The sequence below is a fragment of the Pseudomonas sp. GW821-FHT05H12 genome, from assembly GCF_059419385.1.
The window spans coordinates 24,262-36,809 of sequence record NZ_JBWKRS010000030.1 but is presented as its reverse complement, the minus strand read 5'-3'; the positions used below and the strand labels follow the sequence as shown (position 1 = coordinate 36,809).

Annotated in this window: 10 protein-coding genes; 5 read left to right on the top strand and 5 right to left on the bottom strand. The window is 63.4% G+C overall.

Annotated features, from left to right (window positions below; genetic code table 11):
* Positions 1 to 45 precede the first annotated feature (45 nt).
* Positions 46 to 942: a drug/metabolite exporter YedA gene (gene yedA, locus AC07SU_RS23065; RefSeq protein ID WP_494998330.1), complete on the top strand. Its 897-nt coding sequence runs from the start codon at positions 46 to 48 to the stop codon at positions 940 to 942.
* Between the two features lie 47 nt (positions 943 to 989).
* Positions 990 to 2,324, top strand: coding sequence for an RNA helicase RhlE1 (rhlE1, locus tag AC07SU_RS23060; RefSeq protein ID WP_494998329.1), 1,335 nt, complete (start codon positions 990 to 992; stop codon positions 2,322 to 2,324).
* 136 nt (positions 2,325 to 2,460) lie between these two features.
* Here rhlE1 and AC07SU_RS23055 read toward each other — a convergent pair whose 3' ends face one another.
* The 3 genes from AC07SU_RS23055 to AC07SU_RS23045 form a co-directional block, all read right to left on the bottom strand.
* Complete coding sequence (locus tag AC07SU_RS23055) at positions 2,461 to 3,684, bottom strand: TIGR03862 family flavoprotein (RefSeq protein WP_494998328.1); 1,224 nt, start codon at positions 3,682 to 3,684, stop codon at positions 2,461 to 2,463.
* 165 nt (positions 3,685 to 3,849) lie between these two features.
* Complete coding sequence (locus tag AC07SU_RS23050) at positions 3,850 to 7,179, bottom strand: type III effector HrpK domain-containing protein (protein WP_494998327.1); 3,330 nt, start codon at positions 7,177 to 7,179, stop codon at positions 3,850 to 3,852.
* 228 nt (positions 7,180 to 7,407) lie between these two features.
* The gene (locus AC07SU_RS23045) at positions 7,408 to 8,328 is read right to left on the bottom strand and encodes a histone deacetylase family protein (RefSeq protein ID WP_494998326.1); all 921 of its coding nucleotides are present in this window, start codon (positions 8,326 to 8,328) and stop codon (positions 7,408 to 7,410) included.
* A gap of 75 nt (positions 8,329 to 8,403) precedes the next feature.
* On the opposite strand from AC07SU_RS23045, the gene AC07SU_RS23040 reads away from it, so the two are divergent.
* The 3 genes from AC07SU_RS23040 to AC07SU_RS23030 are packed head-to-tail and all read left to right on the top strand — an operon-like array spanning position 8,404 to position 10,471.
* Entirely contained in the window at positions 8,404 to 8,973 is a 570-nt protein-coding gene (locus AC07SU_RS23040; protein WP_176998493.1) for a GNAT family N-acetyltransferase, read from the top strand.
* A gap of 38 nt (positions 8,974 to 9,011) precedes the next feature.
* Entirely contained in the window at positions 9,012 to 9,881 is an 870-nt protein-coding gene (gene tesB / locus AC07SU_RS23035) for an acyl-CoA thioesterase II (RefSeq protein ID WP_494998325.1), read from the top strand.
* The gene (locus AC07SU_RS23030) at positions 9,878 to 10,471 is read left to right on the top strand and encodes an HAD family hydrolase (RefSeq protein WP_494998324.1); all 594 of its coding nucleotides are present in this window, start codon (positions 9,878 to 9,880) and stop codon (positions 10,469 to 10,471) included. Before tesB ends, AC07SU_RS23030 begins: the two co-directional genes overlap by 4 nt.
* A gap of 144 nt (positions 10,472 to 10,615) precedes the next feature.
* Here the strand turns inward: AC07SU_RS23030 and AC07SU_RS23025 are convergent, their stop codons facing one another.
* Positions 10,616 to 11,602, bottom strand: coding sequence for an alpha/beta hydrolase (locus tag AC07SU_RS23025; protein ID WP_494998323.1), 987 nt, complete (start codon positions 11,600 to 11,602; stop codon positions 10,616 to 10,618).
* Positions 11,603 to 12,490, bottom strand: coding sequence for a KPN_02809 family neutral zinc metallopeptidase (ypfJ, locus tag AC07SU_RS23020; RefSeq protein ID WP_176998489.1), 888 nt, complete (start codon positions 12,488 to 12,490; stop codon positions 11,603 to 11,605). It lies immediately after the preceding gene.
* Between the last annotated feature and the right edge of the window lie 58 nt (positions 12,491 to 12,548).

Below are 12,548 nucleotides of genomic sequence, written 5' to 3'. Positions count from 1 at the left end.
GACCTTTCTAGAATAAGCCTCCCGTCCCTGCCGCAGAGCCGCCCAATGCCTGGCCCACGTCGCTTTCCGTTACCGTTGATCGCTGCCTTTTTTGCGTTGTATGTGATTTGGGGATCCACCTACCTGGTGATCCGCATTGGCGTGGAATACTGGCCGCCGCTGATGCTGGGCGGGATTCGCTTTCTGGTGGCCGGGATCGCGATGTATGGCTTCTTGCGCTGGCGCGGGGCGCCGGCGCCGACTTGGGTGCAATGGAAGGCCGCGGCCAAGATCGGCGTGTTGCTGCTGACCTTCGGCAATGGCGCGGTGACGGTGGCCGAGCACACGGGCGTTGCTTCCGGCGTGGCCGCGTTGGCGGTGGCGACGGTGCCGTTGTTCACCTTGTTGTGCGGCTATTTCTGGGGCGCACGCAACACACGCCTGGAATGGGCCGGGGTGGTGCTGGGGATTATCGGCATCGCCATGCTCAACATGGGCTCCAACCTGCAGTCGAGCCCGACCGGCGCCATGTTGTTGCTGTTTGCCGCCGCCTCCTGGGCCTTTGGCTCGGTGTGGAGCAAGCATTTGCCACTGCCAGCCGGCGCCATGGCCAGCGCGGCCGAGATGATCATCGCCGGTGCCTTGCTGCTGGTGGGCAGTGCCCTGACCGGTGAGCGGCTGCACGCCGTGCCACCGCTGGAAGGCTGGTTGGCCCTGGCTTACCTTGCGGTGTTCGGCTCGATCATCGCGTTCAATGCCTACATGTACCTGCTCAAACACGTGCGCCCTGCGGCGGCGACCAGTTATGCCTACGTGAACCCGGCGGTGGCGGTATTGCTCGGGATTGTGTTTGTCGGTGAAACCATCGGCAAGGAAGAAGCCCTGGCGATGTTGGTGATCATCAGCGCCGTGGTGCTGATCGGCTTGCCCCAGTGGCGCAAGCCGAAGCCGGAAATAAGGTAAACTCCGCGCCATTGCGACTTGCGCTGAATTTTTCCTACGGTAAACACATGACTTTCGCCACCCTTGGCCTGATCGAACCCTTGCTGCGCGCCCTTGAGACGCTTGGCTACCAGACCCCGACACCGGTGCAGGCGCAAGCCATTCCGGCCGTGCTGGCCGGTCGCGACCTGATGGCCGCCGCCCAGACCGGCACCGGCAAGACCGCCGGTTTCGCCGTGCCGCTGCTGCAATTGCTGACCCTGGAAGGGCCGAAAGTCGCCCCCAACTCGGTGCGTGCGCTGATCCTGTGCCCGACCCGCGAATTGGCCGAGCAGGTTCACGCCAGCGTCGCCGAGTACGCCCAGAACCTGCCGCTGACCACCTACGCGGTGTACGGTGGCGTGAGCATCAACCCGCAGATGATGAAGCTGCGAAAAGGTGTTGATGTGTTGGTGGCCACCCCTGGCCGCCTGATCGACCTGTTCCGCCAGAACGCGCTGAAACTCAACCAGCTGCAAACCCTGGTGCTGGACGAGGCCGACCGCATGCTCGACCTGGGCTTCTCCGAAGAGCTGGCGAACATCTACCGCATGCTGCCGAAAAAGCGCCAGACCCTGCTGTTCTCCGCGACCTTCTCCGATGACATCCGCCTGCTCGCCGGGCAGATGCTCAACGACCCGCTGAGCATCGAAGTCAGCCCGCGCAACGTTGCCGCCAACACGGTCAAGCAGTGGATCGTGCCGGTGGACAAGAAGCGCAAGCCGGAGCTGTTTGTGCACCTGATGCGCAAAGGCCGCTGGAAGCAGGTGCTGGTGTTCGCCAAGACCCGTAACGGCGTGGATGCGCTGGTGGACAAGTTGCAAGGCCTGGGCATCAATGCCGACGGCATCCATGGCGACAAACCGCAGGCCACTCGCCAGCGTGCGCTGGACCGATTCAAGACCAGTGACGTACAGATCCTGGTGGCCACCGATGTGGCGGCCCGGGGCCTGGATATCGAAGACCTGCCGCTGGTGGTCAACTTTGACCTGCCGATTGTGGCTGAGGACTACATCCACCGTATCGGCCGTACCGGCCGTGCGGGCAACACCGGTGAGGCGATCTCCCTGGTGTGTGCCGATGAAGTGAACATGCTGTCGGCCATCGAGATGCTGACCCGTCAGACCCTGACCCGCAAGATGGAGCCGGAGTTCGAGCCGGAGCACCGCGTGCCCGAGACCGATGCCAGTGGCCAGGTGGTGAAGAAGCCGAAGAAACCGAAGAAGCCAAAGGCATCCGGTGGTGGCGGCAAGCGCAACCTGGGCAAGTGGGTGGACAGCGGGGAAGTGGCGCCGGCTGAGCCGTCGATCAAGCCGGTGCGCAAGGTGCCGGTGTTTAATACTGGGCCGCGCAAGAAGAAGTGATTGTGCGGTGTGACTGAAGGCCTCATCGCAGGCAAGCCAGCTCCCACATTTTGAATGTATTCACAGATCAGAATGTGGGAGCTGGCTTGCCTGCGATGGCGATCTCGAGGCCGCCATCGCAGGCAAGATCGGTGTTTTAGCGGTTAAGCCATTCCAACACGCCACGCCCCGCTGCTCGGCCGCTGGCAAAACACCCCGTCAGCAAATACCCGCCGGTCGGCGCTTCCCAATCCAGCATCTCCCCCGCACAAAACACCCCCGGCAGTTGCTTGAGCATCAACCGCTCATCCAGCGCCTCAAACGGCACGCCGCCGGCGGTGCTGATCGCCTCGTCCATCGGCCGGGTTTTCACCAGGGTCAGGGGCAGGGCCTTGATATCCACGGCCAGCTGCGCCGGGTCATTGAAGTGTTCAGCGGGTGCCAGCTCGCGCAGCAACGCGGCTTTCACCCCGTCCAACCCCAACTGGCTGTGCAAATGCTTGCTCATCGAGCGTGAACCACGGGGCTTGGCCAGTGCGGCCTGTACCTTATCCAGCGGTTTGCTCGGCAACAGGTCGATGTGCACGGTCGCTGCGCCGTTACGGTTGATCGCTTCGCGAATCGGTGCCGACAGCGCGTAGATCAAGCTGCCTTCAATACCGGTGGCCGTGACCACACACTCGCCCAGGCGCGGCTTGTCATCGCCCAAACCGATGGCGACGTTTTTCAACGGCGCACCGGCGAATTTGCTGACCATCAACTCGCTCCAGCCCGACACCTCAAACCCGCAATTGCTCGGTTGCAGCGCCGCGTAAGGCACGCCTTTGTCTTCCAGCAGCTTGAGCCAGGCACCGTCAGAGCCCAGCCGCGACCAGCTGCCACCGCCCAAGGCCAGCAATACCGCATCGCTGTGGATAGCTTTTTCACCGTCCGGGCTGTGGATAAGTAAGTCGCCGCTGGCATTCCAGCCGACCCAGCGATGGCGGGTGTGGATAACCACACCTTGCTCGCGCAGGCGTTTTAGCCATGCACGCAGCAGGGGCGCGGCTTTCATGTCCGTAGGAAATACGCGGCCGGAGGTGCCGACAAAGGTTTCGATGCCCAAACCATGAATCCACTCGCACAACGCCTCGGCGCCAAACGCGCGCAGCAGCGGTGCCATGTGCGGTGCACGCTCGGCGTAGCGCGACAGGAACGCCGGGTAGGCCTCGGAATGGGTGATGTTCATGCCGCCCACGCCCGCCAGCAGGAACTTGCGCCCCACCGACGGCATGCCGTCGTACAGGTCCACCCGCACACCCGCCTGGCTCAAGACTTCAGCGGCCATCAGCCCGGCAGGGCCGCCGCCGATAATGGCGACGTGGGAGGAGGAAGTGGACATCAGCAAACCTGGGCAAAAGAAAAGGGCGCCCATTGTAAGCAATTGTGGTGCTTATGTAGTGAGCGGGCTTGCCCCGCGCCGCGGTGTACCAGGCTAACGTGAAGCGCCTGGTCAATCGCGACGCGGGGCAAGCCCGCCCACCACAGGAAACGGCGTGCCCGGGGATCAGGCAAAGCCGGTGTTGGTGTTTGGCGGGTACTCGTCCGAGCGGTCAGAATCGGTGATCGGGCCACCGGTGAGGCCATATTTGTCCAGCACGGGCACCAGGGCGCCGAAGAACGCGTCCTGTTGTTTCTCGCGCTTGACCACCTCGATGATCGGGAACACGAACGAGGTGATGATGCCCACGCCCGCCGCCGCCCAGCCCAGTACACCGGCGAAGGTGCCGGCGATGGCGGCCGCATCGGCCACGCCAAACAGGCCGGCGCCGCCTTCGATGATCGACGCCACCGCCGCGCCGGTGCCGAGGGCGCCGCTGGTCAGGGAGAAGCCGGCGTTGAGCTTGTCACCGGAGAACGCGCTGTTGACCCCGCTGATCAGGCCGAACACGCCGCCGATAAAGCTGCCGGCGCCGCCGACGATTTTGCCCAGGTTCCCCAGTTTGTTGAGGCCGTCGGTGTTCTGCACCATTTTTCCGGTGGGGAAGTCGCCGATGCCCTGGGGCTTGCTCGGGTCAACCGGCGTGGGTTTCCAGGCCATGCCGTAGCCGGCTTCCTTGGCGTATTTGGTGCCGCCTTCGGTGATCAGGCCGGCGAACTGCATGCCCGCCGCCACGCGCCCGGCGTTGTCGGCCGGGCTGTTGCCGCCGGTGGCCGAGCGTGCCGCCAGTACGCCACCCGCCAGCAGGGCGCTGCCGATGTGCAGCAGCCCCTGTTTGTAGGCGTCGCTGGCGTTGAGGTTCAGGCCGTCCACAGCCTTGGGCAGTACGTCGCTGATCTTCTGGGTCTGGCGGTTGACGTCCCACATCGAGCGGATCAGCGAGATCACATCCTGCGGCTTGATCTGCGCACCCGTGGCGTCCTTGAACATGTCCGGATTGTCGGCCATGGCCTGGTTGAGGATGGCGGTGGTCTTGGCCTCGTCGAAGTTGCCGTTGGCGTCGCCGAAGGTGCTTTTGAGCACGTCGTCGTTGGCGCCGTTGACCAGGCTGTCAGACACCGCCTGGTTGACGTATTGCTGCACGGTGGAGGAGTCCTGCGCCGAGACCTTGTCCCCCAGAAACTCCTTGAGCAACGAGGCGTTGGCCGCGTACTGGCCGATGACCGTCATCGGGTCGGCATTCGGCGCGGCCAGGCCGTTCTGCAGGTCTTGCCCGCTGACGATGTGGTCCTGGAAGTACTGCTGAATCTCGGCCGACTTGCCCGACTTGTCGGCCATGGCCTCCAGGTCCACCGTGCCATTACCGCCCAGGGCCATGTCGGTGAGGGTGGCGTCGGTGCCGGCCAGGCTCAGCCCGTCGATCAGCGACACCGGGTTGCCATTGCTGTCCTTGGTCGCCAGAGCGGTGTTGATCACGTTGCCGCTGTTGATCTGGCTGTCCTGGTAGTGCTGCATCTCGGTCTTGATCGCCGGGTCGCTGTTGACGATGTCGCGCATGCCGTCGGCCTGGTTCTGGGCCATGAAGGTCTTCACGTCCGGGTCGCCGGCCAACTGGTTGACGGCCGCGTCCAACTGGTCGGCGACTTTGGATTTGGTTGGGTTGAGGTGATATTCGCTGTCGGCGGTGATCCCGGCATACAGGTCACCGTCGCCGACTTTGTCGCTGGAGGCCAGGCGCGCACGGGCGTCGCTGATTTCCAGCATCACGGCGGCCTTGGTCTTGCCGTCATAGTTCTGCGGGTTTTGCAGCACGTCCTGGGTCAACTTCGAGGTGTCGACACCGGCCACCGAGCTGCGGATCGAGGCGTTGCTGAGCATCATCAACACGCCGTGGTCGTCGGTGGGCGCCTGGTTTTCCAGCCAGGCACCGAGGTTTTTCTGCTGGGTGATGCCGTCGGCGGTGGCGGTGGCGGGCAGGTCGCCGGCCATGTCGAGGGTGCGCATCATGCCCGGGGTCGACCAGTAGCCGGCAGCGCCGGTGAGTTCGGGGCTCAGGCCGCTGTCGTTCTTGATGGCGTTGAGGTTGTCGGTGGTCAGGCTGCCGTTGTTGGCGCGCTGGTTGGGGCCTTCCATCGCGGGGCCGGCGCTGCTGACGAGCGAGATATTGGCCATGACCAGCGCGGCCGACTTGGCGTTCGCCTTGGCCAGGTCGCTGGCTCCCGGGTTTTTGCTGAGAAAGGTGCTGTAGGACTTGGAGGCGGCCGACAGATCCTTGTTCGACTGGCTGACGAAACTGTCGACGTTGCTGTGGGTAATCACACCGTCGCTGCCGCCCAGGCCGCCGCTGTCCAGGGCGTTCATCAGGCTTGGGCTGCCGGCCAGGTATTTGAGGCACGCCTGGGCTTCGGGCGGCAGGTCGGCCGGTGGGTTGGAGAAGTCGATGGGGCGGTCGTGCATGCCCCATTTGTCCCAGTTGTCGCTGAGCATTTTGGCCGCAGCGCGTGGGCGGTCGAGGTCACGTTCTTCCTGGGTCGGCGTGCCGCTGGTGTTGCCGACGATCTTGTCCCAGTCCTTGGGGTTGGCGTATTGGGAGTTGTCGATCCAGTTGGTGTCGACGGCGCCGCCCACATTGAAGATGCCGTTGGATTCCTTGACCACCGAGGCATACAGGTCGGGGCTGATGGCCTGGGACACGATCACCTTGTCGCCGGACGCCGTTTCATAACGGATCAGGCCGTGGCCGAGTTCTTCCGGGGTACCTACCAGGCTGACGCTGCCGGATTCGCTGGCGTCGGCGAGGGTGTAACCGGCGTTCTTGCTGTCGTTGATCAGGCCCCAGGTCTGGCCGTCGCCGGCCACCTGGTTGTACAGGTCGGGGTTTACCTCGCGGCTGACCACCACCTTGTCGCCCGAGACGGTCTCGTAGCGGATAAAGCCCGGGCCGATTTCATCCACAGGGCCGATGCCCTTGTAGTCAGCCAACCCCGGCGCGGTATCGCCGGCCTGGGCGATGCGGTAGCCGTCGGCCTTGCTGGCATTGAGCGCGTTGACGGCGTCGACCTTGCCGGCCATGCCGTCGAACAGGTAGGGCGTCATCTGCTTGATGATGACAATGTCCTGGCCGTCGCGGGTCTTGAGGTCCAGCACGTTGTCGGAAATCTTGGTGATGCTGGCGATGTCCGCCAGGGGCACGCCGGTGTTGCTGATGTCGGCGAGGTTAGGATCGTTGAGGCGTTTGATCGCCTCTTGATCGCCGGTGGCCATGACGGCGGCGATTTTCTGGTCTTTGGTGTTGTCGGTCACGCCGCTGGCCAGCACCTTGAAATTGCCGGGCTTGGCCGTGTCCTTGAAACCCGCCACGGCGCGGGCCATGGCGGTTTCGAAGGTGGCCGCGACCTTTTTCAAGGCGTCGTCATTGCCGGGGTTTGTCACGGTGCCGATCTTGTAGGTAGCCATCGCCGGGTACTCTGAATACGGGAAGGTGTTCAGGGTGACGGCGGCGTGCGGCAGTTTTGTTGCAAATCTGGAACAGGTCGAATGTTCCACAACGTTTCACGGTTGTGGAAAAGTGTGTGGTCAAAAAACGTACAGTTTCTTGCAGGCCATGCGCCTTCTTGCTCTCAGGTGCTTACGCTCAAGTTATCCACAGGTGGTTCCACAGGCATTGTGGGTAACGCCCACAGTTCAGTGACAGCCTGATGACGTCCACACCCGTTGTGCGCTGTGGTGCAGGATGCCATGGCGGCGGGCCAGGGCCGGGCGGTCCTTGCTGTAGCCGCCGCCGATCACGCCCATCACCGGGATGTCGCGGCCCAGGCAGTGGCGCATCACGCTTTCGTCGCGGGCGGCGACGCCTGCGTCGGTCAGCTTGAGGTAACCGAGGGCGTCATCCTTGTGCACGTCCACGCCCGCGTCATACAGCACCAGGTCGGGCTGGTAGAGCGGCAACAGGTAGTTGAGAGCGTCGTCGACCACCTTGAGGTAGTCGGTATCGCCCATGCCCATGGGCAGGGGAATGTCCCAATCGCTCTGGGCCTTGCGCGCCGGGAAGTTCTTTTCGCAGTGCAGCGACACGGTGATGGCGTCCGGCGTGTCGTGGAGAATGCGTGCGGTGCCGTCGCCCTGGTGCACGTCGCAATCGAAGATCAGCACGCGGTTGACCCGGCCGCTGGCCAGCAGGTAATGGCTGATCACCGCCAGGTCATTGAAGATGCAAAAGCCGGCCGGGTAGTCGTAGTGGGCATGGTGGGTGCCGCCCGCCAAGTGGCAGGCCAGGCCGTGTTCCAGTGCCTTTTCGGCGGCCAGGATGGAACCGCCCACGGCGCGCACCGTGCGTCGGGCCAGCGCTTCGTTCCAGGGCAGGCCGAGGCGCCGTTGGTCTTCGCGGGACAACTCGCCGCCCATGTAGCGTTCGATATACGCAGAGTCATGAGCCAGGGCCAGAATCTCTGCCGGGCATAGCTGCGGGCGCAGCAATTGGCTGTCTTCGGTCAGGCCGCTGTCCACCAGGTGATCGCGCAGCAGGCGAAACTTGTCCATGGGGAACCGGTGGTCTGCCGGAAACTCGGGGCTGTAGTCGTCGTGGTAGATCAGGGGCAGGGGCATGGGATTTTCTGACAGGAACCTGCGACGCATCTTACCCGCGTTGTACACTCACGCACATGGCAAGGGAGGGGACCCATGGAGCCGATACTGGAATTGGAAAGTGCACGTCTGGTGCTGCGCCAATGGCGCGACAGCGACCTGCCGGAATTTGCGCGCATGTGCGCCGACCCGCAGGTGATGCGCTATTTCCCGGCCAAGCTGAGCCACCTCGAAAGCGCCGCATTGATCGGGCGCATACGTGGGCACTTCGCGGAATACGGCTTTGGTTTCTGGGCCTTGCAGCGCAAGGACACGGGCGAGTTTATCGGCCTGACCGGGCTGCAGAATGTCAGCTTCGAAGCGGGCTTCACCCCTGCGGTGGAGATCGGCTGGCGCCTGGCCCGTGAACACTGGGGCCTGGGGTATGCCAGCGAAGCGGCGTGGACGGCTTTGCGCTGTGGTTTCGACCGGTTGCAGCTGGATGAAATCCTCGCGTTTACCACCGAGTCCAATCTGCCATCACAAAAAGTCATGCAGGCCATCGGTATGCATTACGATCCCCAGGCAGATTTTGAACACCCCAAGGTCGCAGCCGATGACCCGCTGCGCCATCATGTGTTGTACCGCATCACCCGCGCCCAATGGTTGGACACGCTGCACGGATAGGCAGCCCGGAATGCCCCGTAGATTTTAGGAGTTGCTCTATGAGCCAAGTATTGGAAGACCTAGTGGACTTGCTGACCCTGGAGCCGATCGAGGAAAACCTCTTTCGCGGCCGCAGCCAGGACCTGGGTTTTCGCCAACTGTTCGGCGGCCAGGTGCTTGGCCAGTCGCTGTCGGCTGCCAGCCAGACCGTAGAAGAGGCGCGGCACGTGCATTCCCTGCACGGCTATTTCCTGCGCCCCGGCGATGCCGCCTTGCCGGTGGTGTATTCGGTGGACCGCGTGCGTGATGGCGGTAGTTTCAGCACGCGGCGGGTCACGGCGATCCAGAAGGGCCACCCGATTTTCACCTGCACCACCTCGTTCCAATACGACGAAGAAGGCTTCGAGCACCAGACCACCATGCCCGTGGTGGTCGGTCCGGAGAACCTGCCGTCGGAGCTGGAGCTGACCCAGCAACGTGCGTACCTGATCCCTGAGCACATGCGCGACAAGCTGCTGTGCCCCAAGCCGATCGAAGTGCGCCCGGTGACCGAGAAAGACCCGTTCAACCCGCAGCCGTCCGACCCGGTGAAGTACGTGTGGTTTCGGGCCGATGGCGCGCTGGCCGATTCGCCGGCGCTGCACAAATACTTGCTGGCCTACGCCTCGGACTTCGGTCTGCTGACCACCTCGCTGCTGCCCCACGGCAAGACGGTGTGGCAGAAAGACATGCAGGTCGCCAGCCTCGACCATGCGCTGTGGTTCCACGCTGACCTGCGTGCCGATGACTGGTTGCTGTATGCCATGGACAGCCCGTGGGCCGGCAACTCCCGTGGGTTCTCCCGGGGCAGCGTGTACAACCGCGCCGGGCAACTGGTGGCGTCGGTGACCCAGGAAGGCTTGATCCGCCATCGCAAGGATTGGGCATGAGCCTGGCGGACGTTAAGCACTGGGTTTTCGACATGGACGGCACCCTCACGGTGGCCGTGCATGATTTTGCGGCCATTCGCGTGGCGCTGGAGATTCCGCCCGAAGACGACATCCTCACCCATCTGGCGGCATTGCCTGCCGATGTGGCGGCGGCCAAGCATGCCTGGTTGCTGGAGCACGAACGTGAGCTGGCGCTGGGTTCCGTCGCCGCCGAAGGCGCGGTGGAGTTGGTGCGCGAGCTGGCGGGGCGCGGTTATCGCCTGGGCATCCTGACGCGCAATGCGCGGGAATTGGCCCACATCACCCTGCAAGCGATTGGCCTGGCGGACTGTTTTGCGGTCGAGGACGTGTTGGGGCGTGATGATGCGCAACCCAAGCCCGATCCGGATGGCCTGCTGAAACTGGCGGCAGCCTGGGATGTAGCGCCGAGCGCGATGGTGATGGTGGGTGACTACCGCTTTGACCTGGACTGCGGCCGGGCAGCGGGGACGCACACGGTGCTGGTCAACCTGCCGGAGAACCCGTGGCCGGAGCTGGTGGATTGGCATGCAGAAGACTGCTTGGCCTTGCGCCGAATGATCGAACACTGACCCTGTAGGAGCTGGCTTGTGTGGGAGCCGGGCTTGCCCGCGATGGCATCACCTCGGTATGGCTGATAGACCGAAGTGATGCCATCGCAGGCAAGCCAGCTCCCACACAAGCCAGCTCCCACATTTTTGATCCGGTTGTGTCAGTTATTTCCCGAAGAGGACCTTCTGCCCTTCAGGCGAAGTAAACATCCCATCCCCGTTGTGCCCAACGCCTGGCACTTCCACCAGTTTGTGTGTCAGTTGCGGGTGGCGTTGCTTGAGGTAGTCGAAGTAGTTGTGCCCGCGAATCAGGCGGTACGCGCCCTGGGTTTCGGCCGCACAGCTCTTGTCCAGTGCCGGGTGGTTCGGGTCGGTGTCTTGCTGGCCCAGCAGGTAGGTGATGTTGCGTGACACGTAAGCCTGTTCCAGCTGCTCGGCGCTTTGGCCCTTGGCGTAGGCCGGCAGGTTTTGCATGCCGTATTTCCAATCGTTGAAGCCTGGGCAACTGGCGACGTCAAACTTCACTGGGCGCTGCGGCGTGAAGTAGGCGTAGGACGATGGATTGGCCACCACATACCGCAGGCTGATGCCTTCGGTTTGCAGCATCGGGTGGTCGTGGCCGGTGAGGGCGAAACGCTGCACCACCTGGCCGCCGCCGGAGTGGCCGGCGACCACGATTTCTTTCAGGGCCGGGAACAGCTTGCGGTTGCCCAGGTGTTTGATGATCTGGTCGAGGGCGCCGTAGGAACTGATCTGGCCCGGGCCGGTGGACGGCTCGCCAGCCATCCAGTCGTTGCCGTTCCAGCGCAGCACCCCGTTGTCCAGGTGGTTGCGCTTGATATCCAGCTCATTCAGGAACTGCGGTGCGATCACCAGGGTGTTGGCGGCCTGGCCTGCGTGTTCGGCCGCGTCTTCGCCGCTTTGCAGGTAGGTCTGTGCGTTGCGCAGGCGCCCGTGCACGATGATCAGGGCGCGGGTGACCTGCGGCAGCGGTTGGTTCCAGTCCTGGCTCAAGCCCAGGCTGAGGTCGCCGGCATCCAGGTGAAAACGATCGGGGCTGACCACCTTGACCCCATGCTCTTTCTCGGCGGCCCAGGTGGCGGTGGAGCAGGACAACATCAAACCCAGCAGCAATCCCAATCGTTTATTCATTTAAAGACTCTTCGCCGTAAAGGTGTCGCATTGAGTGATCTGGCCACCCGCAAAGCCGGTCTTGAACCAACGAACCCGCTGTGCCGAGGTGCCGTGGGTAAACGAGTCGGGCACTACACGCCCTTGACCCTGTTGCTGCAAACGGTCATCGCCGATGGCGTTGGCCGCATTCAGTGCTTCTTCAATGTCGCCGGGCTCCAGCCAGTTCAGGCGTTTCTGCGCACGGTTGGCCCACACACCGGCAAAACAGTCGGCTTGCAGCTCCTGGCGTACCAGCAGGCCGCCGTCGCCTTGCATCTGCCGGCCCTGTTGGCGTGCGGCCTGGATCTTGGCCGAAATGCCCAGCAGCGTTTGCACGTGATGCCCGACTTCGTGGGCGATCACATAAGCCTGGGCAAAGTCGCCCGCAGCCTTGAAGCGTTGTGACATCTCCCGGAAGAAATCCAGATCCAGGTACACCTGTTGGTCGGCCGGGCAATAAAACGGGCCGCTGGCTGAGGTAGCGCCACCGCAGGCGGAATTGACCCGGCCCCGGAAGAGAATCAGTTTCGGGTTCTTGTAGGTCAGGCCGTTCTCCTTGAACACCTGGCCCCAGGTGTCTTCGGTGTCGCCCAGCACCGCGCGTACAAAGTCAGCCTGTTCATCGTTGGCCGGTGGTGCCTGGCGGGTCTGCGTGCTCACCGAGGGCGCCTGTTCCATCTGGCCGGTCAACTGGCCGAGGATCTGCAGCGGGTCCTGGCCAGTCAGCCAGCCAATGCCGACGATCAGCACGATGGCCGTAAGGCTCAGGCCCTTGCCGCCGCCAAAGCGCATGCCGCCACCCCCGCCGCCACTGTCGTCACGGGCATCCACCACGTTGTCGCTGCGTCGGCCTTTTTTCCATAGCATGGGGCAATCCTCTCGATGAACCTGAAAAACATTGTTGTTGGTGCGTGGGCATGGCGCC